23 protein-coding genes and 4 pseudogenes are annotated in these 25,249 nt (G+C 61.3%); 9 read left to right on the forward strand and 18 right to left on the reverse strand.

Annotated features, from left to right (window positions below; translation table 11 throughout):
- Window positions 1-42 precede the first annotated feature (42 nt).
- Complete coding sequence (locus MKP05_RS12785; RefSeq protein WP_240568615.1) at window positions 43-810, forward strand: FadR/GntR family transcriptional regulator; 768 nt, start codon at window positions 43-45, stop codon at window positions 808-810.
- On the opposite strand, the gene MKP05_RS12790 is transcribed toward MKP05_RS12785, so the two are convergent.
- The 8 genes and pseudogenes from MKP05_RS12790 to MKP05_RS12825 all read right to left on the reverse strand — a co-directional run bounded on the left by MKP05_RS12790 (window position 804) and on the right by MKP05_RS12825 (window position 8,633).
- Entirely contained in the window at window positions 804-1,700 is an 897-nt protein-coding gene (locus tag MKP05_RS12790; RefSeq protein WP_240568616.1) for an SMP-30/gluconolactonase/LRE family protein, read from the reverse strand. The two genes, MKP05_RS12785 and MKP05_RS12790, sit on opposite strands and share 7 nt — an antisense overlap.
- An 11-nt stretch (window positions 1,701-1,711) precedes the next feature.
- Window positions 1,712-3,457, reverse strand: coding sequence for an IlvD/Edd family dehydratase (locus tag MKP05_RS12795; RefSeq protein WP_240568617.1), 1,746 nt, complete (start codon window positions 3,455-3,457; stop codon window positions 1,712-1,714).
- 27 nt (window positions 3,458-3,484) lie between these two features.
- Window positions 3,485-3,592, reverse strand: a pseudogene (araH, locus tag MKP05_RS12800) (L-arabinose ABC transporter permease AraH); the annotation flags it as partial.
- A 261-nt stretch (window positions 3,593-3,853) separates the two neighbouring features.
- Window positions 3,854-4,204, reverse strand: a complete 351-nt coding sequence (locus tag MKP05_RS12805) for an alpha-L-arabinofuranosidase family protein (protein WP_276316611.1) — start codon at window positions 4,202-4,204, stop codon at window positions 3,854-3,856.
- Between the two features lie 122 nt (window positions 4,205-4,326).
- Window positions 4,327-5,427 (reverse strand): ABC transporter ATP-binding protein, encoded by a 1,101-nt coding sequence (locus MKP05_RS12810; RefSeq protein WP_240568618.1) that lies wholly within the window; start codon window positions 5,425-5,427, stop codon window positions 4,327-4,329.
- A 107-nt stretch (window positions 5,428-5,534) separates the two neighbouring features.
- Window positions 5,535-6,434, reverse strand: coding sequence for a carbohydrate ABC transporter permease (locus MKP05_RS12815; RefSeq protein ID WP_240568619.1), 900 nt, complete (start codon window positions 6,432-6,434; stop codon window positions 5,535-5,537).
- Window positions 6,435-7,307 carry a carbohydrate ABC transporter permease gene (locus MKP05_RS12820; protein ID WP_240568620.1) on the reverse strand — a complete coding sequence of 291 codons (873 nt, stop codon included), beginning with the start codon at window positions 7,305-7,307 and terminating at the stop codon, window positions 6,435-6,437.
- A 75-nt stretch (window positions 7,308-7,382) separates the two neighbouring features.
- Window positions 7,383-8,633: an extracellular solute-binding protein gene (locus tag MKP05_RS12825; RefSeq protein WP_240568621.1), complete on the reverse strand. Its 1,251-nt coding sequence runs from the start codon at window positions 8,631-8,633 to the stop codon at window positions 7,383-7,385.
- 405 nt (window positions 8,634-9,038) lie between these two features.
- Here MKP05_RS12825 and MKP05_RS21885 point away from each other — a divergent pair.
- Window positions 9,039-9,170: pseudogene (locus MKP05_RS21885) on the forward strand (LysR family transcriptional regulator); the annotation flags it as partial.
- A gap of 155 nt (window positions 9,171-9,325) precedes the next feature.
- Here the strand turns inward: MKP05_RS21885 and MKP05_RS12835 are convergent.
- Window positions 9,326-9,544: a Gfo/Idh/MocA family oxidoreductase gene (locus tag MKP05_RS12835; protein WP_338072355.1), complete on the reverse strand. Its 219-nt coding sequence runs from the start codon at window positions 9,542-9,544 to the stop codon at window positions 9,326-9,328.
- Window positions 9,545-9,657: 113 nt separating this feature from the next.
- Window positions 9,658-9,955: pseudogene (locus tag MKP05_RS12840) on the reverse strand (dihydroxy-acid dehydratase domain-containing protein); the annotation flags it as partial.
- Window positions 9,956-10,160: 205 nt separating this feature from the next.
- Here MKP05_RS12840 and MKP05_RS12845 point away from each other — a divergent pair.
- From MKP05_RS12845 to MKP05_RS12870, 6 genes and pseudogenes are all read left to right on the forward strand, one after another.
- A complete protein-coding gene (locus MKP05_RS12845) occupies window positions 10,161-10,322 on the forward strand; it encodes a hypothetical protein (protein WP_240568622.1) in 162 nt (53 codons plus the stop codon).
- 92 nt (window positions 10,323-10,414) lie between these two features.
- The gene (locus MKP05_RS12850; RefSeq protein WP_240568623.1) at window positions 10,415-10,582 is read left to right on the forward strand and encodes a hypothetical protein; all 168 of its coding nucleotides are present in this window, start codon (window positions 10,415-10,417) and stop codon (window positions 10,580-10,582) included.
- A 41-nt stretch (window positions 10,583-10,623) separates the two neighbouring features.
- Window positions 10,624-11,595, forward strand: a complete 972-nt coding sequence (locus MKP05_RS12855) for a glycoside hydrolase family 43 protein (protein WP_240568624.1) — start codon at window positions 10,624-10,626, stop codon at window positions 11,593-11,595.
- Window positions 11,596-11,716: 121 nt separating this feature from the next.
- On the forward strand, window positions 11,717-12,703 hold the full coding sequence (gene araD1 / locus MKP05_RS12860) for an AraD1 family protein (protein ID WP_240568625.1): 987 nt from the start codon (window positions 11,717-11,719) through the stop codon (window positions 12,701-12,703).
- Between the two features lie 14 nt (window positions 12,704-12,717).
- Window positions 12,718-14,298 (forward strand): aldehyde dehydrogenase (NADP(+)), encoded by a 1,581-nt coding sequence (locus MKP05_RS12865; protein WP_240568626.1) that lies wholly within the window; start codon window positions 12,718-12,720, stop codon window positions 14,296-14,298.
- A gap of 130 nt (window positions 14,299-14,428) precedes the next feature.
- Window positions 14,429-14,626: pseudogene (locus MKP05_RS12870) on the forward strand (fumarylacetoacetate hydrolase); the annotation flags it as partial.
- Window positions 14,627-14,709: 83 nt separating this feature from the next.
- On the opposite strand, the gene MKP05_RS12875 reads toward MKP05_RS12870, so the two are convergent.
- The 7 genes from MKP05_RS12875 to MKP05_RS12905 all read right to left on the reverse strand — a co-directional run bounded on the left by MKP05_RS12875 (window position 14,710) and on the right by MKP05_RS12905 (window position 22,972).
- On the reverse strand, window positions 14,710-15,627 hold the full coding sequence (locus MKP05_RS12875; protein WP_240568627.1) for an SMP-30/gluconolactonase/LRE family protein: 918 nt from the start codon (window positions 15,625-15,627) through the stop codon (window positions 14,710-14,712).
- 115 nt (window positions 15,628-15,742) lie between these two features.
- Window positions 15,743-16,642, reverse strand: a complete 900-nt coding sequence (locus MKP05_RS12880) for a carbohydrate ABC transporter permease (protein ID WP_240568628.1) — start codon at window positions 16,640-16,642, stop codon at window positions 15,743-15,745.
- On the reverse strand, window positions 16,639-17,517 hold the full coding sequence (locus tag MKP05_RS12885) for a carbohydrate ABC transporter permease (protein WP_240568653.1): 879 nt from the start codon (window positions 17,515-17,517) through the stop codon (window positions 16,639-16,641). The genes MKP05_RS12880 and MKP05_RS12885 overlap by 4 nt, the downstream gene beginning before the upstream one ends.
- A 65-nt stretch (window positions 17,518-17,582) precedes the next feature.
- Window positions 17,583-18,860 carry an extracellular solute-binding protein gene (locus tag MKP05_RS12890; RefSeq protein ID WP_240568629.1) on the reverse strand — a complete coding sequence of 426 codons (1,278 nt, stop codon included), beginning with the start codon at window positions 18,858-18,860 and terminating at the stop codon, window positions 17,583-17,585.
- Between the two features lie 77 nt (window positions 18,861-18,937).
- Window positions 18,938-20,017, reverse strand: coding sequence for an ABC transporter ATP-binding protein (locus tag MKP05_RS12895; RefSeq protein WP_240568630.1), 1,080 nt, complete (start codon window positions 20,015-20,017; stop codon window positions 18,938-18,940).
- On the reverse strand, window positions 20,014-21,540 hold the full coding sequence (gene arfA / locus MKP05_RS12900; protein ID WP_240568631.1) for an arabinosylfuranosidase ArfA: 1,527 nt from the start codon (window positions 21,538-21,540) through the stop codon (window positions 20,014-20,016). The genes MKP05_RS12895 and arfA overlap by 4 nt, the downstream gene beginning before the upstream one ends.
- A 295-nt stretch (window positions 21,541-21,835) precedes the next feature.
- A complete protein-coding gene (locus tag MKP05_RS12905) occupies window positions 21,836-22,972 on the reverse strand; it encodes an aldose epimerase family protein (protein WP_240568632.1) in 1,137 nt (378 codons plus the stop codon).
- Window positions 22,973-23,205: 233 nt separating this feature from the next.
- Between MKP05_RS12905 and MKP05_RS12910 the strand changes: the two genes are divergently transcribed.
- On the forward strand, window positions 23,206-24,180 hold the full coding sequence (locus MKP05_RS12910; RefSeq protein ID WP_439108989.1) for a LysR substrate-binding domain-containing protein: 975 nt from the start codon (window positions 23,206-23,208) through the stop codon (window positions 24,178-24,180).
- A 4-nt stretch (window positions 24,181-24,184) separates the two neighbouring features.
- Here MKP05_RS12910 and MKP05_RS12915 read toward each other — a convergent pair whose 3' ends face one another.
- Window positions 24,185-25,111, reverse strand: coding sequence for a Gfo/Idh/MocA family protein (locus tag MKP05_RS12915; RefSeq protein WP_240568633.1), 927 nt, complete (start codon window positions 25,109-25,111; stop codon window positions 24,185-24,187).
- Window positions 25,112-25,249 lie beyond the last annotated feature (138 nt).

Consider the following 25,249-nt stretch of genomic DNA (forward strand, 5'->3'; position numbering starts at 1 on the left):
ACATATGACACCGTACAACGAAATTTCCTCGGGAATCCGCCCGTGAAGGCAAGATCGCTCAAAGCGTCCCAACGTCCCAGTGTCGCCGACTTTCTGGCCGAGGCCATCTTCTCCGGTCGCTATCAGCCCGGGGACTTCGTGCCCAAGGAAATCGACCTCTGCGAGCAGTTCGCCATCAACCGCTCCGCGGTGCGCAGCGACCTGCGGCAACTGGTCGATGTCGGTATCATCGAACGCATCTCGGGGCACGGCTCCAAGGTCCGGGACTACGAGGCGTGGAACATCCTCGACCCCGCCGTGACCGAATGGATGACTCGCTACGCCTCCCCCAACCCGAAGATCCAGCGCGAAATTCTCGCCTTCCGCCTGGATGTCGAACCCTATGTCGCCATGACCGCCGCCAGGCGTGCCAAGGCGCGCGACCTGGTCGCCATCGAGGAGGCCTTCGAGGGCATGGGGCAGAACCTGCACAAGGCGAGCAGTCCCGAAGATCGTCGCCTGCACAGCGATTATGACGTCGCTTTCCATATCGCCATCTACAAGGCGACCCACAATATCGTCTGGGCCCAGCTCTCGCATATCCTGCGCCCCTCCATCTACCTGCTGATCGAGATGTCCAATGTCAGCACTGCCAACCCCGAAGAGAGCCTCGAGCGGCATCGCCAAGTGATGGAATGCATTCGCGCACGCCAGCCCCGCGACGCTTTCCTGGCGGCCCAGGCGGTACTCGAGGGCACTGCCCAGGCACTGGGCATCGAGCCCGGGGAGAACATCCTGGGCCGCGACCTGGGGTTGGCAACGACTCAGTGATACTCGGTGGACCTCCGATAGGCTGCCGGCATCACGCCGCTCACGCACGGCTTCACCCGAAACAGCCCGCCGGCCAGCCCCTCTTCGTCACGCTCCACAGCCGCGCTGGTAATAAACAACTGATCCAACCGTGGCCCAGCGAAGGTGCAGGACGTCACCCGCGAGGCCGGTAGCGTCAAGGTCTCGTCCAAACCGCCATCGGGCCGGAATCGGCTCACACGACCACCATCCCAGTGCGCGACCCAAAGCCCACCTTCGACATCGCAGGTCATGCCATCGGGAAACCCCTGGGTCGCGTTAAAGCGCACATGTTCGCGCTTGTTGGACAATTCACCATCCGGCGAAAGGTCGAAGGCGTAGATGACGCCCAGCGGCGTATCGCTGTGATACAGGGTAGCGCCATCGGGGCTGATGGCCGGGCCGTTGGCGACTCGATAACCGGTATCCACGCGTACCGGACCGTGCCGATCCAGACGATATAGCGAGCCAATGGGGCGCTCGGCATCATCGTCCATGGAGCCGAACCACAAGCGGCCCTGGGGGTCGACCTTGGCATCGTTGAAGCGGTTGCCTGCCGGCTCGTCGCCGGGAGTTGCCCATTCGGCGACGATATTCGGCCCGCTCTCGCTCAGTCGCAAATGCACCAGTCGCGAACGCAGTCCGGCAATGAAGCCATCGCCATCCTCTCGGGGCGCCAGCCAGCAACAAGCTTCCTCCAATGCCCAGCCATGCGTGTCACCGCTGGCCAGGTCATAGGCATGCAGGCGTGCCCTGAGGATATCGACGAAGACCACCCACCCGGCGGCGCCAAGCCCCGGGCACCATAGGGGGCCCTCGCCGAGCATCGACCGGCCGCGCCACACGCATTCGATCTGCGATGCATCCACCATGGTGCTCAACCTCAGTGTGAATGACGCGGCACCTCGGCGCCGCGCTTGCCGACCAGGAAGTCGAAATCGCAGCCCTCATCGGCTTGCAGTACATGCTCGATGTAGAGCTGGCGATAGCCGCCATCACTGGCGATGCGCCGCGACTTCTCGGTGGGGTCGCTCTCTGCCAGGCGGGCCTCGAGCTCGCCATCGCTGATGTCCAGGTGCAACCGCCCAGCCTCGCAATCGAGCTCGATCCAATCGCCATCGCGCACCGCCGCCAGCGGCCCGCCGGCGGCGGCCTCGGGTGCCACGTGCAATACCACGGTACCGTAGGCAGTGCCGCTCATCCGCGCGTCGGAAATGCGCACCATGTCGGTGATGCCCTGTTCCAGCAGCTTGGCCGGCAGCCCCATGTTGCCGACCTCGGCCATGCCGTGATAGCCGCGCGGCCCACAGTGCTTCATCACCAGGATGCTGTCGGCATCGACTTCCAGGTCGGGGTCGTTGATGCGCGCCTTGTAGTCGTCGAAGTTCTCGAACACCACCGCGCGGCCGCGGTGGTGCATCAGCTCGGGGCTGGCCGCCGAGGGCTTGAGCACCGCCCCGTTGGGGGCCAGGTTGCCTCGCAGCACGCACATGCCACCATCCTCGCGCAGGGGGGTATCCAGCGGGCGAATCACCGCATCGTTGTAGAGCGGGGCATCGGCGACGTTCTCCCACAGCGTCTTGCCATTGACCGTCAGGGCGTCCTTGTGCGGCAGGCGATCGGCCTCGCCGAGACGCCGGAGCACCGCGGGCAGCCCGCCGGCGTAATAGAACTCCTCCATCAGGAAGCGCCCCGAGGGCTGCAGGTCGACGATGGTCGGGGTGCCGCGGCCGATCCGGGTCCAGTCGTCTAGGTCCAGGTCGACGCCGATGCGTCCGGCGATGGCCTTGAGGTGGATCACCGCATTGGTCGATCCGCCGATGGCGGCATTGGTGCGGATGGCGTTCTCGAAGGCCTGGCGGGTCAGCACCTTGGACAGTGCCAGATCCTCGTCGACCATTTCGACGATACGCATGCCGGAAAGGTGCGCCAGCACGTAGCGGCGTGAATCCACGGCGGGAATCGCCGCGTTGTGCGGCAGCGAGGTCCCCAGCGATTCGGCCATGCAGGCCATGGTCGATGCCGTGCCCATGGTGTTGCAGGTGCCCGCCGAGCGCGACATCCCCGCCTCGGCGGCCATGAAATCGTGTATCGAGATCTTGCCGGCCTTGACCTCCTCGGAGAGCTGCCAGACCACGGTGCCCGAACCGATGTCCCTACCCTGGTGCTTGCCATTGAGCATGGGCCCACCGGTGACCACGATGGTCGGCAGGTCACAGCTCGCCGCCCCCATCAGCAGCGCCGGCGTGGTCTTGTCGCAACCCACCAGCAACACCACAGCATCCATGGGGTTGCCGCGAATCGCCTCTTCGACGTCCATGCTCGCCAGGTTGCGAGTGAACATCGCCGTGGGGCGCAGGTTGGACTCGCCGTTGGAGAACACCGGAAACTCCACCGGATAGCCGCCGGCTTCCAATACCCCCTTCTTGACGTGCTCGGCGAGCTTGCGGAAGTGGGCGTTGCAGGGTGTCAGCTCCGACCAGGTGTTGCAGATGCCGATGATCGGCTTGCCCTGGAATTCGTGATCGGGAATGCCCTGGTTCTTCATCCAGCTGCGGTACATGAAGCCGTTCTTGTCGGCACTGCCGAACCACTGGGCGGAACGCAAAGGACGCTTGCGATCGGTCATACACATATCTCCTGCAAGGAAAGCGAATCAGGCGCGCTGGCGTCGGGTCTGCTTCCAGCGGTCGAACATCACAGCCAGCAGCAGGATGGCGCCACGCACCAGCTACTGATAGAAGGTCGGCACATTGAGCAGGCCCTGGCGTTCTACAATCACCGTTGCTTGTTGCATGACCTACATTATCCAAGAGGACCATAACCAACCAATGCCTATACTCGTCATATTTGATATTTTTTTATATATCACTCCATCGGAAGATCCGATGCTGTCGGCGTTCTGGCCAGTGATTGGTTTCTTCGCATGCGACTAAAGTTGTGCCATTCCCAGCTGTTCAAGGCCCTTGACGAGAAGAACAACCTGTATCGTGCCGCCGAGCAACTCGGAATGAACTCTGGGTTCTTATAAGTAGTCACTGAACTTAACGAAAAGTGACATCGAGCATACGCCATAGGTGGGCATGTCATGCTTAGATGATCCGCAGGCAGCGAGCTGTACACTCGGATCGACCGAGCGCATAAGCCTTGCGGTCTCTTTGGCAATGCGCCCGTATTCGTCTGCAGTCTTCTGGCAGATCTGCCAGGGACCATCCATTTCATTGCCCAGGCACCAGAACTTGATAGCGTGCGGCTCTTCGACACTATGCTGGCGACGCAACTCAGAAAACGCAGTCCCACCGGGATGATTGCAGTACTCGAGGAAATGCCGCGCCTCATCGGGGTCACGATCGACGACCAGCCGAGTAGTAATCATCTCTTCAGTACTCCCTGGAAAAATGACAAAGGCGTGCAGCCTGCCATCCGTGAGTTACGGATGTGTAATGTCAGATCCCTTCCTCAAACATCGGCTGACCCCGATATGTCAAAAAAACATCCTTAATGTACGGGGCTAACCTCTTGCATGTACAGATCGGGGTTCAATCTTTTGCCTGATTCACTATCAAAAAGATGCAACCCATTTTTCGACATTGCCAAACGCACTTTATCGCCTGGCCCAAGAGACAGCCGGTCACGAAAAGCAGCTGTGACATTCTCGCCACCCAAATTCAAGATCACCTGAATTTCCGAACCAGTCGGCTCGATTACTACCACTTTAAATTCAGTCCCTTCCTCGGAAACCTCAAAATGCTCGGGCCTGATCCCGAGAACCAATTCACGGCTGGAATCAATATCCACAGGATATGGCAGCCGCAGCGTCTCACCAGACTGCGTCAGAAAACATTGAGGATCAGCTCCATCCACTCTCCCCTTGATAAAGTTCATTGAGGGAGATCCCATGAAACCTGCGACAAAGAGATTCTCCGGATGGTCATAGAGTTCCAAGGGACTACCAATTTGTTCAATATAACCATCATGCATGACCACGATCTTATCGGCCATCGTCATGGCCTCAATCTGATCATGCGTCACATAAACGATCGTCGTTTTCAACTTTTGATGCAAAGACTTTATCTCGGCTCGCATTTGTACACGCAGCTTGGCATCTAAGTTAGAAAGAGGCTCATCGAACAGAAAAACCTTTGGATCGCGGACAATCGCCCGTCCCATGGCGACCCGTTGACGCTGTCCTCCAGAAAGCTGTCGAGGATAACGGTCCAAAAGATTCGTCAAGTTAAGTATACGTGCCGACTCATCGACTCTCCGTTTCTGTTCCGCTTTATCCTTTTTCTTCATCCTGAGAGAGAAACCCATGTTTTCCTCAACCGTCATATGAGGATAAAGGGCATAAGACTGAAAGACCATCGCAATGTCTCGGTCTTTCGGGTGCTTAGTGTTCACGACCTTTCCATCTATCAATATTTCACCGCCAGTGATGTCTTCGAGACCGGCAATCATGCGAAGCAAGGTCGACTTCCCACAGCCTGATGGGCCCACCAAGACAACGAACTCGCCATCTTCTACATGGATGTTGACATTATGTAGAACCTGTTGATCAGCGTAAGCCTTCACGGCATTCATTATTTCAACTGAAGCCATAGGTATTATTCCTTATCTCGGACTTTGATTGCATTGGCATAACCTGATGCTTTACACACTCAATCGAGGTATCGCAACGTTAATTCACGGCCTTACCATGATGGCACTCAACCCTTGACCGCTCCCATTGTGAGCCCACGAACGAGATGCCGCTGTAGCAGCAGCATGATGATCACAATCGGCAACATGATGCCGATTGCGCCTGCGGCTGCCAGAGATAAGCTAGAGATATCCTCCCCACCGAAGGAAGCGATTGCCACCGGAAGGGTTTTTGTGTCGACTCCAGTCAGTACAAGGGCAAACAGAAACTCATTGTATGAGAGCAGCAGACTAAACAAGGCCGCAACGGTCATCCCGGGTCGTGCGAGAGGTAGAATCACGGTACGGAAGGACTGCCAACTGTTACACCCATCAAGCGCGGCCGCTTCATCCAGATCGCGAGGAATATCCAAAAAGAAGCCATGCATCAGCCAAATAGTGAACGGTTGATTTATTGCGATCAACGCCAGGATCAACAGCACATAGCTGTCGATAAGATTCAGGAAGCTCCCCATCACGAAAAACGGTATGGCCAGCAGCATGTGTGGGAACATCCGTACGGTGAACAGGGCACTGAGAATTGGACCAGAACGCTGGCGAGGAATACGTGACAGGGCAAAGGCCGCCAAACTTCCAATCGGAACGGAGACAAGAACTGTTCCAGCCGACACAATAAGACTATTGGACAAGTACTGGATAAAATCATGGTCGAGCCATACTTGCTTGTGATACTCAAGCGTCGGCTCGAAGACTAGCGTTGGCGGTATGGTAAAGGCGTCCGCCGGATGTTTCAGTGACGTCAGGATGGCCCAGAGCAAGGGAATGAGGTTGAAGAACGTAAAGATGCATAGCGCTGCAAATAGCAGTATCTGGCCTCTGTTGAGCAACGCGCTGCTTCCAGGGGCAGTCTTCCGGGCCTCTTGGCCTCTTTTGCTCAGCACCTTTTCAGTAGTGACAGTCATCGACATTCAGTCCCCCCTCCTGTAAATACGAGTTAGAACTTTATTGATGGTGAGAAGAATGATGGCGACGACGACCAAGGTAATGACACCCAAAGCAGACGCCTTGCCAATATCCAACATCCGGAAGCCCAGCTGGTAAGTATACATGGTGATGGTTTCGGTCGCAGTGCCGGGGCCGCCACCAGTCAACACATAAATCGTGTCGAAGAACCTGAATGCATCCATTAGTCGGACCGATACCGTGAATATGATCGCAGGTATAAGTGCCGGAATGATGATGTGGCGAAGAATCTGCCAAGCGTTTGCACCATCGATCTGTGCGGCGCCAACCAGCGACTGGTCAAGCGTTTGTAGCGCAGCATAGAGAACCATCATGATCAGTGGCGTGAAGATCCAGGCATCGGCGAGTATGACACTGATTTTTGCCCATATCGGATCGCCCAGCCAGTCCGGCGGAGTAATATCGAGGCCCAGTAGCGTAGCGTCCAGAAGCCCAAAGTTCGAGACCAGGATCCACTTGATAAACAGCGCAGCGACCACCGGCGTTACAATGTGCGGCAGGAACAGCAGCATGGTGAAAAGGCGGGCGCTGAACTTCAGCTTATAGATGCCGAGCGCCAACGCAAAACCCACCACAAACTGGAGGCCTACCGACCCGAACGCGATGATAATCGTCGTCCAGAATGATTGCCAAAGACGCGCCTCAGTGAACAGCTCAATATAATTGCCGAGGCCGATGAAGGTGCGCTCTGACGACCCTAGGTAATAGTCGAAGAAACTGAGGTAAATCGCATATCCCAATGGCCAAAGCAGGACCACGGTCAACAGTCCGAAGCTGGGCAAGAGAAACCACCACAAACCCCTTTGCCAACGTACCATATGTCAGTCCTATCGGAGATTACAGACAACGGCACCACCGCCCTCTCCCGCCCGCTGGTGCCGACGTGCCGGTCGTTAGTCGTAGTAACCACGCGAGGCCAGGAGCTCTTCGGTCTCCTCCGCAGCCTGGTCTAGTGCGGCTTGTACTTCCATTTCACCGATCACCGCCTGCAGGATGTACCGGGTCACGATCTCACCTACATCCAGAAAGTCAGGTATCGCCGGGAATGCCTGACCTGTTTCAAGCGCCTCGCGCGCGGCTGGATACCACCGATATTTCTCAGCGAGTTCGGGATCTCCCAACACCGAAAGACGTGGCGGCATAGCATATTCTGCCCCCTTACGCATACTCTCCTGGCTGGCAGCGGTTGCCAGCATCTGAAACATTTCCTCCTTGTCGGCTGAAGAAAACTTGGAAATCGCGAACCCGTCATTGGCAATCCGCGCGCCACCGCCAGGAGGTGCCGCCCATTCGAACTCACCGACGAAGCGCGACTGAGTCGGGTCATCCATTGCTGCGGCTCGGGTAAACCATTGCAGGCCCATCGCAGCCAATCCTTGCTGAAGATTGATGGTCGACTCATCATTTGCATGAGAGGTGAAGCCCCGGGGAGCATGCTCAGCCATCTCTTTCATTTTTTTAATAGCGGCAACCCCTGCCTCGTCATTAAATATGGGCTTCCAGTTCTCATCGAACCAGCCATCGCCGATGGCATTGATGTACCAGTGTGCTTCGTTCAAGGCGGCGTCAACCGGCTTCAGAGACATGATCGTCCCGGCCATTCTGTTGCTGTCCAGAGCTGCAGCTGCCTGCTTGTACTCTTCCATAGTGGATGGTGGTTCTATGCCGTTCTCTTTCAGCAGATCGGAACGATAGAAAAAGAGCTCTGCATTAGACATGATCGGCATTGAATAGATATGACCGTCATAGCTTACCGCATCCACAACGGATTGCGGAAAATCCCCGAGGTTATATTCTTCCTTGTATTTTTCCCAAAGCTCATCCAGTGGTTCTAGCCAACCATTTGCCGCGAAGCGCTTCAGCGACGCATCGTTCAAGTAGAGCACATCGATTGCATCCGATCCTGATGACATGGTAATAGAGGCAAGCTCAAGCTCCTTGTCAATCGGCATCAGCTCGACGGTCACACGCCCGTCATCCAAGGCCCCCTTCATCTGTGATGTATAATATTCTAAAGCTGGCTGGCGGTGGCTTATGATACGGATGGTCTCTTGGGCCCATGCCTCCATCGTCAGAGTCGACCCAATTAGCAAGGCAGAGGTTACACCTAGTGCCAGCTTTCTCTTCATTACTTTATTTTGCATATCATGACTTTCCATTTCATTTTACTGTAATAAGAAAAAATCAGGACCAACTCCAAACCTTTTACCTCGCTAGCGAGCCCCCGGCTGACGGCATGAGACTGCACCATGGCCATCTCGATTTGAAAACATTGTCGATGCCATGTCTGTTCTTGAAGTTGGATGAGCAATAGTCGTGACCATGAAGATGGAAGAGAGTGACATGCTGCTTTCTCCTGTCGCCCCCGAGCCCGGGGGTTGTTGTATTTGGGTGGCGCACCACAGCACCGGTGCGTCAAGGTTCAAGCTAGCCAGGCCACCAGATAATCAACCAATGTCACAATTGGCCATTTTTGATATATTTTTTGTTATCAGAACAGCGAGAGGAGTGCTGCCGTGAGGATCCTGGATGATGGCTGGTTTCTGCGCGTGCGACTAAAGTTTCGCCATCTGCAGCTGTTTCTAGCCCTGGACGAGCAGCGTAACCTGCACCGCGCCGCCGAGGCGCTGGGCATGAGCCAGCCGGCAGCCTCCAAGTGGCTGGAGGATATCGAGTCTCAATTGGGCGTGAAGCTTTTCGACCGCCATGCCCGGGGCCTGCTCCTCAACTGGTACGGCGAGATCCTGGTACGCTACGCCCGCACCATGCTCTCCGAGCTGCGCCGAACTGAATGCGTTGCGCGCGGAGAGTGCCGGTACGGTGGCGGTGGGTACCGTCATGGCACCCGCCGTGACCCTGCTGACCAGCGCCATCGAAAGGGTGCATCGCGACCGGCCAGCGCTATGAGATCCTCGACCTCGCTCAGCGTGGCACCAGGCGGCTTTTCCAACAGCACCGCCTTGCCATGTTCCAAGGCGAGCCGCGCCCGGGTGTGGCGCAGATGCGTCGGCGTGCAAATCGCCACCGCCTGAAAATCCGGCACACCATCGAGCATAGCCGCCGCTCGCCTTCAGCTTCTGGCGGCGGGCCACGAGCTCGGCAAGTCGATCAGCAGCCGTACCTCGCTTCGCTCGAGGTCGATGCGCAAGCGATCGTCGGTCCCGAGCAGCGCCAGGCCACCGCCGTGGGCTGCAACAGCGATTCGCCATTGGAGAACACCGGGAACTCCACCGGGTAGCCTCCGGCTTCCAACACCCCCTTCTTGACGTGCTCGGCGAGCTTGCGGAAGTTCGCGTTACTAGGCGTCAGTTCCGACCAGATGTTGCAGATGCCGATGATCGGCTTGCCCTGGAATTCATGGTCGGGAATGCCCTGGTTCTTCATCCAGCTGCGGTACATGAAGCCGTTCTTTGTCGGCGGTGCCGAACCATTCGGCGCTGCGCAGCCTGCGTTTGGTGTCGGTCATGGGTCACTCCTTGTCGAGGGGTCGCGGCCGGTGGCCAGACCCGGATGCGGCAAAACTTGCCCCCGCCGAAATGTAGTCGATACATACTAAAGTATATGTTGAACAAATATATAATATGTTGAACATTTAGGCACCCGCTACGGGGCACGCCCGTCGTGACATTCGCGTCACAACAAGAACCTTCAATGGAGAGTTCATCGGCTACGTGCTGGTGCGCTTCCCGAGAAGGCCCGAACTCGGCCCACCACTGACCGAGGCCGCGGCGATGGGCGTGTTCGGGGTGCTGCTGCCGTTCATCGCCATCCAGCTGGTGGTGCTGTTCGCGCTGCTGTTCTGGCTCCAACTGGCCATGTGGCTGGTGGGCTGAGCAAGCCGCCGGAGGCATTGCGACAAGGGTCGTCGCCTTGCCTCCCCGCGACGTCCGACGGGCTTTACTGCATCGATGAAAAGGACAACATCATGACGACACAACGACTTACATATCTGGAAAAGATCGGCTTCGGCAGCGGAGACATGGCCATCAACGTGGTCATCTCCTCGATGTTTCTGGTCATTTCCTACTTCTATACCGACATCTTCGGCCTCAAGCCCTCCCACATGGGGACCCGGCTGAGTCAACCCAAGTGATGGCGTCTTCCCCTTCGTCTGCTTCCGCCAAGGAGTCCACCATGTCCCTGTCTCCCGAGCCTCTTATCGAACAGCGTGCCGATCCCTGGATCCTCGAGCACGCCGGGTGCTACTACTTTATCGCTTCGGTGCCCGACTATGACCGCCTGGAGATCCGCGCCGCGGACACCATCGCGGGTCTGGCCAAGGCGCCTGCTACCACGGTGTGGCGCAAGCCCGACACGGGTCCGCTGCGCGAGCTTATCTGGGCGCCCGAACTGCACCATCTCGATGGCGTCTGGGTGATCTACTTCGCCGCCGCGCCGTCCCGCGAGATCGTCGATGGCCTCTTCCAGCACCGCATGTATGCCATCACCTGCACAGCGGCGGATCCGATCGCCGGCCCGTGGAGCGAACCGCAGCGAATAGAGACACCCCTGGAGAGCTTCTGCCTGGATGCCACGACCTTCTGCCACCGGGGCCGCCACTACTACGTCTGGGCGCAGAAGGACCCGGAGATCGCCGGTAACTCGAACCTCTATATCGCCGAACTGGCCGGGCCAGACCGCCTGGCCGGGCCGCCGACCCGCCTCAGCGTGCCCGAGTACGAATGGGAAAAACGCGGCTTCCTGGTCAACGAGGGGCCGGCAGTGCTCAAGCGTCATGGCCGGCTCTTCCTCACCTACTCGGCCAGCGCCACCGACGAGAACTACTGTGTGGGGCTGCTATGGGCCGACGCCGACAGCGACCCGCTCGACGCGACGAGCTGGTCGAAATCGCCGACGCCGGTGCTCGAGAGCGATACGGAGCGCCACATCTTCGGCCCCGGCCACAGCGGCTTCACCACCAGCGAGGATGGCACGACCGACCTGCTCGTCTACCACGCTCGAACCTACACCGACATCCAGGGCGATCCGCTGTGGGATCCCAATCGCCACACCTACGTCAAGCCGATCCGCTGGGACGACCAGGGGTTTCCCGATTTCGGGCGGGCCGGTGAAGACACCTTGGTGCCGGCAAGGGACGCCCAATAGAAACAACATACAAATTTAAATGTTATACATACCCAAAGGTCCGGCGCTATGATAGAAGCACTTTGGTGCTCGGCCGGTACCTGACACACCGCTCCAGACCTGGAAGCCGAGGAATCACGCGATGCGAATCATCCAATGCCTGCATCAGGACCAGCCCCGCGCGGCCCTGGTCGAAAACGAACAAACCGTCCGCCTGACCGATGGCGACACCTACAGCCTGGCGCATCGCGCCATCGCCGCCGGCCGGTCGCTCAACGAGGTCGTCGAGGCCGCCCTCACCGAGATGCGGCTCGACTACCAGCAGCTGGTCGACGAGCGGCGCCTGCTGCCGCCGCTCACCCACCCCGACCCGGCTCACTGTCTGGTCACCGGCACCGGCCTGACCCACCTGGGCAGCGCCGACACCCGTTCGGCGATGCACGCCAAGGCCCAGGCCAGCGACGACGAGCTGACCGATTCCATGCGCATGTTCAAGCTCGGCGTCGAGGGCGGCAAGCCCGCCGCCGGCGAGACCGGCGCCCAGCCGGAGTGGTTCTACAAGGGCGACGGCGACTGCGTGGTGGCCCCGGAAACCGCCCTGCCGGTGCCAGCCTTCGCTGCGGACGCCGGCGAGGAGCCGGAGCTCGCCGGGCTCTACGTGATCGGCGACGACGGCCGCCCCTGGCGGGTCGGCTACGCCATCGGCAACGAGTTCTCCGACCACGTCACCGAGCGCTTCAACTACCTGTGGCTGGCCCACTCCAAGCTGCGCGCCTGCAGTTTCGGCCCGGAGCTGATGATCGGCGAGCTGCCCGAACACCTGGAGGGCACCAGTCGCATCGTGCGCGACGGCGAGACCCTGTGGGAGAAGCCCTTCCTCACCGGTGAGGCCAACATGGCCCACAGCCTGGCCAACCTCGAGCACCATCACTTCAAGTACGCCGGCTGCCGCCGCCCCGGCGACGTCCACGTGCACTTCTTCGGTACCGCCACCCTGAGCTTCGCCGATGGCATCCAGACCCGCGACGGCGACCGCTTCGAGGTCGCGCTGCCGGCGCTGGGCCGGCCGCTGCGCAACCCGCTGGCGTTCGAAACTCAAGCACCCGATACCATCGTTCATTCCCTGTGACTCCGGGAGGTTCCATGACCCTGGCAGGCAAGCAACTCATCGGCCAGCAGGCCGTGACCGCCAACGGCGCGGCGATCCACGCCATCGACCCCGCCACCGGCGAGACCCTGGCGCCCGCCTACCCCGGGGGCGGCAAGCAAGAGGTGGAACAGGCCTGCGCCCTGGCCTGGGCGGCCTATGCCACCTACCGCGGGTCCTCGCTGGAGGACCGCGCGACCTTCCTCGAGACCGTCGCCGCCGAGATCGAGGCGCTGGGCGACACCCTGATCCAGCGCGCCATGGCCGAGACCGGCCTGCCCCGCCCGCGCCTGGAGGGCGAGCGCGGCCGCACCTGCGGCCAGCTGCGCCTGTTTGCCTCCGTGGTGCGCGCCGGCGAGTGGCTCGACGTGCGCATCGACTCGGCACTGCCCGAGCGCGAGCCGATGCCGCGCGTCGGCCTGCGTCAGCGCCACGTCGCCCTGGGCCCGGTGACGGTATTCGGCCCCAGCAACTTCCCACTGGCGTTCTCCGTGGCCGGCGGCGACACCGCCGCGGCGCTGGCCGCCGGCTGCCCGGTGGTGGTCAAGGCCCACTCTGCCCACCCCGGCACCTCCGAGCTGGTGGGCCGTGCGGTGCAGGCCGCGGTGGCCAAGTGCGGCCTGCCCGAGGGCGTGTTCTCGCTGCTGTTCGGCGCCGGCCGCGAGGTCGGCCAAGCCTTGGTCGCCGACCCGCGCATCCAGGCGGTGGGCTTCACCGGCTCGCGCGGTGGCGGCACCGCGCTGATGGCCACCGCCCAGGCTCGACCGCAGCCGATCCCGGTCTACGCCGAGATGAGCTCGATCAACCCGGTATTTCTGCTGCCCGAGGCGCTGAAGGCCCGTGGTCAGGCCATCGCCGAGGGCTTCGTGGGGTCGCTGACCATGGGTGCCGGGCAGTTCTGCACCAACCCGGGCCTGGTGATCGGCGTCAAGGGCGAGGCGCTCGACGCCTTCCTCGCCGCCGCCGGTCAGGCGGTCGAGCAAAGCACCGCCCAGACCATGCTCACCCCGGGCACCCACGAAGCCTACCAGCAGGGCGTCAGCAGGCTCTCTGGCCATCCCAAGGTACGCGAAGTGGCCCGCGGCCAGGCAGAATCCGGGCCCAACCAGTGCCAGGCCGGCCTGTTCGCCACCACGGCGGCCGACTTCCTGGCCGATGAGACTCTGCAGCACGAGGAAGTATTCGGTGCCTGTTCACTGGTCGTCGAATGCATCGGTCCCGACGACCTGAAGCGAATCGCCGAGGCCCTGGAAGGCCAGCTGACCGCCACCCTGCAGCTCGACGACGGCGACCTCGAGGCCGCCAGGACGCTGCTGCCGACGCTGGAACTCAAGGCCGGCCGGGTGCTGGCCAACGGCTGGCCCACCGGCGTCGAGGTGTGCCACGCCATGGTCCACGGCGGCCCCTACCCAGCCACCTCGGATTCGCGCACCACCTCGGTGGGCAGCGCCGCCATCCAGCGCTTCCTGCGCCCGGTGTGCTACCAGAACCTGCCGGCGGGCCTGCTGCCCGAGGCGCTGCAGGACGGCAACCCGCTAGGCGTCAGCCGGCTGGTGGACGGCAAGCGGGAGGCCTGAGGAGATCCGATGACACACAACACCACATTCATCCTGCCTGAAGACGCCGACCGCGCCCTGCTGGTCGGCCGGGTGTGGCGCGACGCTCGGCAACAACGTCAACCTGCGTGACATCGAGGGGAGCAGCGTCCTGCTGTTCCTGGGGACCATGTTCTCGCCGATACAGGACCGCGAGGGCCAGGGCTTCAGCCACCATGTGGGTGATACGGTGACCATCGCCACGCCATCGCTGGGCGCCCTGGTCAATCGCGTCGACCGCGCGGACCGGCTGCCGCTCTGGACCTTCGGCATCCGCCAGTGGCATGCCTATATGGCAAGACGACGCTGAGCGTCGCCCCTCCCCCACGCTACCGACAAGGGCGGCCCGATGGGGGCGCCCCTGGCTGTTACGGAATCGCGATTACCGCCGCGTTAATACGGCCCGTGCTCCACCGCCTCGTCCCGGGACGCCTTCACCCCAAAGGGCGTCGTCGCCATGCCCCGCACCCCGGGCACCACCCGGAACAGCCCGCCGGCCAGCCCCTCGGCGTCGCGACCCTCCGCCGCGGTGGTTATGTAAAGCGTCTCGAGGTGCGGCCCGCCGAAGGCACAGGACGTGACCCGCGAGGCCGGCAGCGGCAGGGTCTCGTCGAGGCGGCCGTCAGGGTGGAAGCGGCTCACGCGGCCACCCTCCCAGTGGGCGACCCACAGGCCGCCCTCGGCATCGCAGGTCATGCCGTCGGGAAAGCCCTGGGTCTCGCCGAAGCGGATATGCTCGCGCTTGTTCGACAGCGCGCCGTCGGGCGCGAGATCGAAGGCGTGGATCACCCGGCGCGGGGTGTCGCTGTGATAGAGGGTGCGGCTGTCGGGGGCGATCGCCGGGCCATTGGCGACCCGGTAGCCGCCGTCCAGGCGCCGAAGCTCCCGTCCTACCAGGCAGTACAGCGCTCCGCTGGCCGCGTCGGCGGCGTCGTCCATGGACCCGAACCACAGCCGTCCTTGCAGATCAACCTTGGCATCGTTGAAGCGGTTGGTGGCGGGCTCGGTTGGGGTGGGCCAGTCGGCGACGACCCGTGGCCCGCTCGGCTCGAGGCGCAGGTGGACCAGGCGCGAACGCAGCGCGGCGATGAAGCCGTCGCCGTCGTCGCGCGGCGCCAGCCAGCAGCAGGCCTCCTCCAGCGGCCAGTCACGGGTCTCACCGCGGGCCGGGTCGAAGGCCAGCAGGCGGGCGCCGAGGATATCCACGAACAGCAGTTGCCCCGCGGCGCCGCGCTCGGGGCACCACAGCGGCCCCTCGCCGAGCCGGGCGCGCCCGCGCCACACGCATTCCAGCATTCCAGCATCAACCATGAGATCCTCCGTTCTAGACGTGTCTCGCGAGACGAGGCCCCGTCCTCGCCGGGGCGTCGGCGTGTCGGGCGCCCACACTTTAGTCGCAGGGCGTGGCTGCCCCAGGGCGGATGCGCTATCCCTTGACCCCCGAGGAGATCATCACGGCCTCGGTCACCTTCTTCTGGAAGATGAGATAGGCGATCGCGACCGGTGCAGCCCCCAGGAGCGCCACGGCCATGACCCGCGCGTAATTGACCCCGAAGGTATCCCTGACCTGGGTGATGCCGACCGGGATCGTCATCATATCTTCCGAGGTAATGACAAGGAACGGCCAGAAGAATTGGTTCCACGCCATGATGAAAGTGATGATCGCCAGCGCGGTAGTGATCCCCCAATTGAGCGGCAGGTAGACCTTGAACAAGAGTGTATATTCTCCGCCCCCGTCGAGCAGCACCGCCTCTCGCATCTCCTTGGGCACCGCATCGAAGAACTGCTTGTAGACGATGATCACCACCGGAACGATGAGCTGTGGCAGGATGATGCCCGCCCAGGTGTTGACGAGCCCGAGATCGTTCATCAGCACGAACTGGGTAACGACGAGCGCCTGGGAGGGGATCATGAAACTCGCCAGCACCACAACATAGAGCGTGCGGCGGCCGGGGAACCGCATCTGCGAAAGCGCATAGGCGCACATCATGCCCGAGATGAGCACCAGCGCTGTGATGATGAGCGATGTCCCGATCGAATTGACGTACCAGGTCAGGATACTGGAGTTGAAGATCGAGTCGATATAAGGCGTCAGGTTGAACATGTCGGGCAGAATTCCCGCGCCCTCACTCACCACATGGTCCTCGGTCCGAAGCGAGGTGACGAATGCCCAATAGAGCGGAAAGATCCAGATCGCGGCAGCGATGAGTGTGATGACGAGCAGGATGCCATTCTCGATTCTCCGGACACTGATGCTTGCCTTCCGGACATCAGGAGTCGGTATCTCAGTACCGAGACGACCATTTTCGATTCTCCGGACACTCATTTGCGCCCTCCGATTCTCAGGAGTTGGAATTGCAGCACCGAGACGACCATGATGACGACAAACAGCACCAGCGCCACCGCCGAGGCATAACCGCCATTATTGAGCTGGAAGGCCTCGCGATAGACCATCATCAACAGCACATAGGAGGAGTTGAACGGGCCGCCGCCGCTCAAAAGATAAACCTGGTCGAACAGCTTGAGCTGCAGGATGAGCTGTAGCGTCAGGACCAGTGCGGTGACCGGCCACAACAGCGGCCAGGTGACCTTCATGAACAATTGCCGCCGGGTCGCGCCATCGAGCGAGGCGGCCTCGTAAAGATCGGTGGGAATGTTGCGAAGCCCCGCGATGAAAAGCAGCACATTGAAGCCGTTGGTCCACCAGATCGTGACGGCAGCAACCGTGGGCATCACCCATGCCGGTTGTTTGAAGACGGCCACCGGCTCGCCGGCAAAAAACGCAATGACCGGCTGGAGAATGCCGAACTGGAAGTCGAGCATCCACGCCCAGATCTGGGTCACCACCGAGACCGGCAAGATATAAGGGAGAAAGAAGATCGCCAGAACGAGGGCCTGCATCCTGCCCGAGAGCCGGTTGACCGCCAGTGCGATCGCCAAGGCGATCACCGTGGTGGGCACGACCGTCAGAAGGACGAAATAGCCGTTATTCTTGAGCGAGGTGTAAAAGAGGTTGTCCGTCAGGAGTCGCCGGTAGTTTTCCAGTCCTACCCACTCGCCGGAACCGATCAGCGGTGCATTGGTGAAGCTCAGCTCTATCACGCGGATCGTGGGATAGAGAAATACGAGACCGAAGATGAGAACGAATGGCGCGATCAGTGTCATCGCCACCGCGATGTGCTTGCGCCGGTTTGTGATCATAGCCAATTGCGGATACCTCCTTGGGCGCCGTGCCGCTCACAGGCGAGCGGCACGGGCTATGCACGTCAGTTGAGCAGCGATTGCAGCTCGCCCTGCATCTGCTCGGCGGCCTGCCGGGGCTCGAGGAAGCCGTGGATCGCCGGCGCGATGATGTTGAGCGCCGCATCATAGACCGGCGAGGCCACGCCCGCGATGGTCGAGCGAGGACCGTAAGCCGCGGTATCCGCGAGCGAGGAGTAGCTCGAGTTCGGCTCCATCTGGAGGAAGTCATCGCTTTCAGCGACGGGCAGATAGGCCGGGATGTGGCCGGCCTGGGCCCAGCTGACGGCGTTTCTTTCCATCCAGCCGATGACGGTCATCACTGCTTCGCGCTTTTCTGCGGACATCTCCTCGTTACCCTGGATCGGGATGGCGAAGGCGTGGCTATCGGCCCAGGTCGCCTCTTCATCGAGCAGGGTCGGCACCTGTGCGGCGCCCCATTCGAACCCGAGCGTTCCCTCTTCCTGCATGTCGGTCATCGTGGGCACTTCCCAGACGCCATTGAGGTGGAAAGCTGACTGACCGGACGTAAACATCGCCACCGAAGCCTCGTATTCGGCCTGCTCGGGCTGATAGCCATTGTCACCCCAGCTCTTCATGATCTCGATCGCGCGCACGGCCTTGTCGAAATTGTCGCCGGGCAGGACCTCGCCGTCCTCGATGAGCGTGCCGCCCTGCTGACTGAGGAGCGTATAGAACACGCGCCAGACACCACCCGGACCACCGGTCTGGTAAGCGAGCGGGGTCTTCGAGCCATTGTCCTGGGCCGTCTGCAACGCGGCATTGAGATCCTCGAGGCTCTCGATGCCGGTCAGCATGCCGTCTTCATCGAGATAGTCGGTGCCTTCGAGATAGCTCTTGTTGTAGTAGAGGATGATCGAGTGGATATCGAAGGGCACGGCATAAAGCGTGCCGTCTTCGTCGGACGCCGCATCAACCGCGCGGTCGAAGAAGTCGTCGGTCGAAAGTCCTGCTGCCTCGAGATCCGCATCGGTAATTGGGGTCAGAATGCCTTCCGAAAGCGCGAGCGGAACGCGCGAGAGGTGGTAGGTCATCACGTCCGGCCCCTGCCCGACCGCGGCGGCAGTGCGTACCTTGGTGTAGAACGGCACCCCCCATTCGGACGTCGTCCCGTTGATGGTGATATCGGGGTGCTCGTCGTTGAACCGGTCGATCAACGCCTTCATGCGCACGCCGTCACCGCCGACGAAAAAATCCCACCAGACCACTTCGGTCTGGGCGAGAGCTGGTACCGCAATGGCAGATGTCGCCGCGGCGAGCAGCATGGACTTGAATAGCTTCATGGTGTCCTCCCTTGGAACGAACTCGCGTCACCCGATCCAATGCCAGGCACGCACAAAAATAGCGACGGCCACATGGCCTACCGCAAGCGCTGGCCTTCCTTGGAAAAGACCAGAACATCATTCGAATCAGCCCAGACGGGTACGGTCTCTCGCCTATGCGATTCCCGCTCCCCGCGGCGCTCGATCACGACCTCCTGGCCGTCTGCCAATCGCGTATGCAGATAGGCGACGCCACCGAGATTTTCGGTCATCTCGATGGTGGCGGTGAAGCCTCCCTCGCGCAGATGCAAATGCTCGGGTCGGATGCCCAGCGTCACCGGCTGCCCTTCCTCGAGGACCGTATCCTTGACATGCGCTTCGAGCGACTGGTTTTCGGTGCCCTCGATCTTTGCCACTATCCCCGCTTCGGTGTGCTCGGTGACGGTGGCGGGGAGGAAGTTCATGGCCGGAGAGCCGATGAACCCGGCAACGAACTGGTTGGCCGGGTCGTCATAGAGCTCGAGCGGCGGCCCGGCCTGCTGAACCACGCCTCCGCGCAGCACGAAAATCTTGTCAGCCAGCGTCATTGCCTCGACCTGATCGTGCGTCACATAGATCATGGTCGCCCCGATCTGCTGATGAAGGCGCGTCAATTCGAGCCGCATCTGAACGCGCAATTCGGCATCGAGGTTCGAGAGCGGCTCGTCGAACAGGAACACCTTTGGCTGGCGCACGATGGCCCGCCCGATGGCCACGCGCTGTCGCTGGCCGCCCGAAAGCTGGGACGGCTTTTTGTCCAGCTGTTCTTCGAGCTTGAGGATGCGCGCGGCCTCCCTGACCTGCTCGATCACCTTCTGCTTGGGCGCACGCGCCAGCCGCAGGCTGAATGCCATGTTCTCGAAGACGCTCAAATGCGGATAGAGCGCATAGGACTGGAACACCATCGCGACCTCGCGCTTGGCCGGCTCGGTCTGGGTGACGTCTCTGCCCTCAATATCGATCGAGCCCTCGCTCGTCTCCTCGAGCCCCGCTATCATGCGCAGCAATGTCGACTTCCCGCAGCCAGAAGGCCCAACGAAGACGGCGAATTCTCCCTTGGGAATGTCCATCGACACATCGTCGATGATCTGGACCGACCCAAAGTCCTTGTCGACGGATTTGAGGCGAACTCCGGTCATGACATGACTCCTCTGCCCACATCGAGCCGCAGCACGTGATAGGACAGCGGCGCGAGTTTACCCTTGACCTGGACGTCCTCGACGCCAAGCCCCGTACCATCACGCGGCGCAACCGCATCCGGCTTTCCCGGTCCGTTTGTGTCGCGCAGGCCGAACCCTTCCATCACCTTGTGCTCGATGACCCTCGCCTCGGTGAAACCGGTAAGCGAGAAATCGAGCTCGGCGGCTTCCTCGAGATGACGGTTGACCAGGAACAGCGTGACCGTTCCGGCCTGTTCGTCATGCACCGCGGCGGCATCGAGATAGCTCACATCGTCGGCCACCTTGCAGTCATAAGTGGGCCCATCGACGGAGACATTCAGCGCTATCCCGCGCCCGTAGAGCGAAGCGAATTGATAGGGATAGTAAATCGTCTGCCGCCAGGCCAGCCCGCTCTTTTCGGCACGGATCGGGGCAATGACGTTGACGAGCTGGGCGATACACGCGATCCGCACACGGTCGCTGCGTCGGATGAACTCGTTCAAGAGCCCGGCGACGAACAGCGCGTCCTCGAAATTGTAATCCTCTTCGAGCAGGTCCGGTGCTTCCGGCCAGTCCCATGAGCGCCAGCGCCGCGAATCCTCTTCGCGCCGGTGATACCAGACGTTCCACTCATCGAAGCAGATATAGACATCGTTCCTGGCACGCTTCTTGGCTTTGACGAAATCTATGACCCCGCCGATGGCCTGGATGTAACGCCCCGTCTCCTCGATCTTGGCGAAGTAGTTCAGCGTATCGTTACTCGAATTTCCGAAGTACTTGTGCAGCGAGATATAATCGACATTCTCGTAGCACTCTTCGAGAACCTCGCGCTCCCAGTCCGGATAGGTCGGCATCTGGTCGTTGGACGAGCCACAGACGATCGTCTCGATATTGCTGTCGAGGGCCTTGAGAGCCTTGGCGGTCTCGTCGGCGAGACGACCATATTCCTTGGCCTCCTTGTGCCCGATCTGCCAGGGGCCATCCATTTCGTTGCCCAGGCACCACATCTTGACGTCGTAAGGCTTGTTCACGCCATGGCTGCGGCGAAGATCCGACCAGTAGGTGCCCGAGGGATGGATCACATATTCGGCGAAGTTGCGCGCATCCTCGAGGCTTCTCGAGCCGAGGTTGACGGCGAGCATCATCTCGATATCCGCCATGTCGGCCCATTGCGCGAATTCATTGATGCCGATCTGGTTGGTCTCCTTCGACCGCCAGGCGAGATCGAGTCGGACGGGGCGCTGATCCTTGGGCCCGACGCCGTCTTCCCACCGATAGGCCGAAACGAAATTGCCGCCCGGGTAACGGATGGCCGGGATCTTGAGATCGCGCACGAGTTCGAGAACGTCCCGACGGAAGCCGTTGGCGTCGGCCTTGGGGTGGTCCGGCTCATAGATCCCTGAATAGATCGCCCGGCCCATGTGCTCGATGAACGCCGAATAGAGCCGATCATCGATATGACTGATCTTGAAATCCCGGTGCAGCGACGCACGAATGCGCATAAAGCCCCCTCCCGTGGTAGCGTACAGTTCAGGTCCGCGCGGCCCGGTCATGCGCCTGGCCCACGGAATGGATGTGCTCGTCGTACCCTAGTGGGCGCGGATATAACCATCCAATACGGTTTTGGTGAAATATCGATATAGTTTTTTATATTTATCGATCCTGGCGACCGATACGGCGGAGCTGTGTCGCCGCCGCAGACCTCGTCACCTGCGACTAAAGTGTGGCCGCTCGACACGTCGACGCCCCGGCGAAGCCGGGGCGTCGAGGGCATATCCGCGGAATGCTGGGGTGGCGCTACTTGCCCGCGTCCCGGGCCGAGAAGACGTAGCGAGTCTGGCTGCGGTAGGCCTCCCCCGGTCGCAGCAGGGTCGAGGGGAAGGCGGGCTGGTTGGGCGAGTCGGGAAAGTGCTGGGTCTCCAGTGCCAGCCCGAAGCGCTGGGCATAGGGGGTGGCTGCCTTGCCGATCAGCGAGCCGTCAAGGAAGTTGCCCGAATAGAATTGAAGCCCCGGCTCGCTGGTGAGAACCTCCATCACCCGGCCACTGCCCGGGGCCTCCAGGCGGGCCGCCATCATCAGCTCGCCATCGCCGCTCTCCCGGCGGTCGAGCACGAAGTTGTGGTCATAGCCCTGCCCCCTCGCCAGTTGGATGTCGTCGTCCTTGATGCGGGCGCCAATGGCGACCGGGTCGCGGAAGTCGAAGGGGGTCCCCGCCACGGGACGGATCTCGCCGGTGGGGATCAGCCCTTCGTCCACCGCGGTGAAGGCCTCGGCGTAGAGCGTCAAGCGATGGGCGAGGATGCCTTCGTCACGGGCTCGCGCCGCGGCCACGCCCTCGAGATTGAAGTAGCTGTGCTGAGTCAGGTTGACAGGCGTGGGCGCCGTGGTGGTGGCATGGTAATCGATGATCAGTTCATCGCGGTCGGTGAGCGAATAGGTCACGCGAGCCGTCAGCTCCCCCGGGTAGCCCTGATCGCCGTCCGGGCTACTGGTAGTCAAGACCACGCCCACGCCGCGCTCTGAGACGAAAGGGTCAGCGTTCCACAGCTTGCGATCAAACCCTTGGGCGCCACCATGCAAATGGTTGCATCCATCGTTGGTCGCCAGTGCATATCGCTGTCCCGCGATACGGAACTCGCCTCCGGCGATGCGATTGCCGTAGCGCCCGATCAGGGCGCCGAAGTAGGGGTTGGCCGCACCATAGGCTGGCGACAGATAGTCCTCCAGGCGATCGAAGCCCAGTACGATGTCGTCGAACCGCCCTTGGGCATCGGGTGTCATCAACGACACGATGATGCCCCCATAGGGCGTAACCGCCATGCTCAGGCCATTGGCGTTGGTCAGTCGATAGAGTGACACCTCACGGCCGTCTGGCAGGGTGCCGAAGGTCGAGGTCTCGATGCCTGGCGATGTTGTTGCAGGGGAAGGTTGCATACTCGGCTCCTGATTATCGGCGGCCACGACCGCCGAGATGTGTTGGTTTCCGTCCAGCACCAGCCGCGATGGCGCCATCTTGCCGGGGAGAATACCAAGGCGGTTCATGGCGATTCCTCTCATGGGGTGCCGCAACAAGACATGGCACCAGGCGCGCCTCACACTGGACAAGCCATCTGATAACCATTAAAACTATTATTACAAAAATATGATACTCAAAAGGATATAACCCTATGACGAGGCGCGATCCGCTGGGCGAGCTATCGCACGATTGGTTTCTCGACGTCCGACTCAAGTTACGTCATCTACAGCTGTTCCAGGCACTCGACGAGCAGCGCAACCTGCACCGCGCCGCCGAGGCGCTGGGCATGAGCCAGCCCGCCGCCTCCAAGCTGCTCGGCGACCTGGAAGCCCGACTGGGCGTGAGGCTCTTCGAGCGCCATGCCCGAGGCCTGACGCCCAACTGGTACGGCGAGGTGCTGGTGCGTCACGCCCACAGCATGCTGTTCGAGCTGCAGCATACCGGCAACGAGCTCGCCGCCCTCCGGGCGGGCAATGCCGGGACAGTGACGGTGGGCACGGTGATGGCCCCGGCCGTGACGCTGCTGACCAGCGCCATCGAGCGCGTGCATCGCGACCGCCCCGGTCTCAAGGTCAGCGTCGAGGTGGGGGTCAGCAAGGCCCTGATCCCGCGCCTGCTGGAGGGCGAGCTGGACTTCGCCATCACCCGCGTCCCGGCGGGCTTTCCGATGGAACGGTTCGTGTTCGAGGAGATCGGCGAGGAAGATATCTGCTTCGTGTGCCGGGAAGGTCATCCCCTGACGGGGCGCTCTCCCCTGACTCTGGAGGACATGGCGGCCTATCCGTGGTCGCTTCAGCCTCCCGGCGCCCTGATGCGCCAGCGGGTCGACAGCCTGTTTCTTCACCACGGGGTATCGCCCCCGGCACGGATCGTCGACACCCCGGACGTGCTGGTATCCCTGGCACTGGTCGACAAGTCGGACACCATCACCGCCACCACCCGCGAGGTGGCAGGCCTGCTATGTGCACCGCAGCGCTTCCGCATCCTGCCCTTGCAGGATGCGCTCAGCGTACAGCCCTACGGCCTGGTGAGCCTGCGCGATCAGCGGCTGTCACCGGGGGCCGCGGCGCTGATGACCACCCTGCGCGAGCTCGTCGCCCACCAGCGCTACCGCGAGGCGGGCTGAGCCACTACTCGATGAAGGGCTCGGTGGCCTCGCGACGCCCGTAGAGGAAGGCATCCGCGACATGGCGCAGCGGCGCGACATCGACATCGGAGACACGGCCGGCGACCAGTTCGGCGAAACGGGCATACAACCCGACGTATTCCCGCTCCTCGGCCTCGAGCACGACCTGCCCGTCGACGACCAGGCGGCTGCCGCCGTGGGTCAAGCTCAGCCGGCCATCCTCGGTATCGACATGGATATCCCAGGTCTGGGGACCAGTCTGACGGAAGTCGAAAGCTGCCTGGATCGGCGTCTCCTGCGCATCGCTGAAGGCCAGCTCGGCAGCAATCGGCGTCTGACAGTTGCTCGGTACGGCAAGCCTCGCTGAACGCAGAAAGAACGGTTGCGGAAGAATCTCGGTGACGATGGACAGGGCGTTGATTCCCGGATCGAAGACCCCCATGCCACCGGGCTCCCAGATCCATGCCTGGCCCGGGTGCCAGACCCGCACGTCTTCCTTCCACTCGATCTCGATGCGATGAATTTCTCGTTCGGCCAGCCACTCCCGTGCCTGGGCCACACCGGGAGCGAAGCGTGAATGCCAGGCCGCAAACATCGGGCAGCCCCGCCGCTCGGCCAGCGCCATGAGATCCTCGACCTCGCTCAGCGTGGCACCAGGCGGCTTTTCCAACAGCACCGCCTTGCCATGCTCCAAGGCGAGCCGCGCCTGGGAGTGGCGCAGATGCGTCGGCGTGCAAATCGCCACCGCCTGCAAATCCGGCACACCATCGAGCATGGCCGCCAGTGAGTCATAGCCGTCGATACCTTCCAAGCGGGCATACGGATCGGCGGTCGCTACCAAGCGAAAGTCAGGACTGGAGTCAATGGCCGGCAGGTGCTGGTCACGAGCGATCTTGCCAACACCCACCAGGCCGATATCGATGCTACTCATATGGATAGCCTGTCGTTGTGGTGAGAGGGGCATTCTGAGGCCAAGTCATGGCCTGCGTAAAACGCGACACTACCAAAGTATATGTTAAACATGGTTATCATATGTTAAACATTCAGAAGCATTCAAACGACGTCAACC

The organism is Halomonas flagellata, assembly GCF_022487945.1.
Lineage (GTDB): Bacteria > Pseudomonadota > Gammaproteobacteria > Pseudomonadales > Halomonadaceae > Halomonas > Halomonas flagellata.

Coding starts and splice junctions, on each gene's coding strand:
- MKP05_RS12790 (WP_240568616.1), bottom strand. CDS start 1,700: ATGGTGGATGCATCGCAGATCGAATGCGTGTGGCGCGGCCGGTCGATG.
- MKP05_RS12795 (WP_240568617.1), bottom strand. CDS start 3,457: ATGACCGATCGCAAGCGTCCTTTGCGTTCCGCCCAGTGGTTCGGCAGT.
- MKP05_RS12805 (WP_276316611.1), bottom strand. CDS start 4,204: ATGATTACTACTCGGCTGGTCGTCGATCGTGACCCCGATGAGGCGCGG.
- MKP05_RS12810 (WP_240568618.1), bottom strand. CDS start 5,427: ATGGCTTCAGTTGAAATAATGAATGCCGTGAAGGCTTACGCTGATCAA.
- MKP05_RS12815 (WP_240568619.1), bottom strand. CDS start 6,434: ATGTCGATGACTGTCACTACTGAAAAGGTGCTGAGCAAAAGAGGCCAA.
- MKP05_RS12820 (WP_240568620.1), bottom strand. CDS start 7,307: ATGGTACGTTGGCAAAGGGGTTTGTGGTGGTTTCTCTTGCCCAGCTTC.
- MKP05_RS12825 (WP_240568621.1), bottom strand. CDS start 8,633: ATGCAAAATAAAGTAATGAAGAGAAAGCTGGCACTAGGTGTAACCTCT.
- MKP05_RS12835 (WP_338072355.1), bottom strand. CDS start 9,544: ATGCTCGATGGTGTGCCGGATTTTCAGGCGGTGGCGATTTGCACGCCG.
- MKP05_RS12850 (WP_240568623.1), top strand. CDS start 10,415: ATGACGACACAACGACTTACATATCTGGAAAAGATCGGCTTCGGCAGC.
- MKP05_RS12855 (WP_240568624.1), top strand. CDS start 10,624: ATGTCCCTGTCTCCCGAGCCTCTTATCGAACAGCGTGCCGATCCCTGG.
- araD1 (WP_240568625.1), top strand. CDS start 11,717: ATGCGAATCATCCAATGCCTGCATCAGGACCAGCCCCGCGCGGCCCTG.
- MKP05_RS12865 (WP_240568626.1), top strand. CDS start 12,718: ATGACCCTGGCAGGCAAGCAACTCATCGGCCAGCAGGCCGTGACCGCC.
- MKP05_RS12875 (WP_240568627.1), bottom strand. CDS start 15,627: ATGGTTGATGCTGGAATGCTGGAATGCGTGTGGCGCGGGCGCGCCCGG.
- MKP05_RS12880 (WP_240568628.1), bottom strand. CDS start 16,642: ATGAGTGTCCGGAGAATCGAAAATGGTCGTCTCGGTACTGAGATACCG.
- MKP05_RS12885 (WP_240568653.1), bottom strand. CDS start 17,517: ATGATCACAAACCGGCGCAAGCACATCGCGGTGGCGATGACACTGATC.
- MKP05_RS12890 (WP_240568629.1), bottom strand. CDS start 18,860: ATGAAGCTATTCAAGTCCATGCTGCTCGCCGCGGCGACATCTGCCATT.
- MKP05_RS12895 (WP_240568630.1), bottom strand. CDS start 20,017: ATGACCGGAGTTCGCCTCAAATCCGTCGACAAGGACTTTGGGTCGGTC.
- arfA (WP_240568631.1), bottom strand. CDS start 21,540: ATGCGCATTCGTGCGTCGCTGCACCGGGATTTCAAGATCAGTCATATC.
- MKP05_RS12905 (WP_240568632.1), bottom strand. CDS start 22,972: ATGCAACCTTCCCCTGCAACAACATCGCCAGGCATCGAGACCTCGACC.
- MKP05_RS12910 (WP_439108989.1), top strand. CDS start 23,206: ATGACGAGGCGCGATCCGCTGGGCGAGCTATCGCACGATTGGTTTCTC.
- MKP05_RS12915 (WP_240568633.1), bottom strand. CDS start 25,111: ATGAGTAGCATCGATATCGGCCTGGTGGGTGTTGGCAAGATCGCTCGT.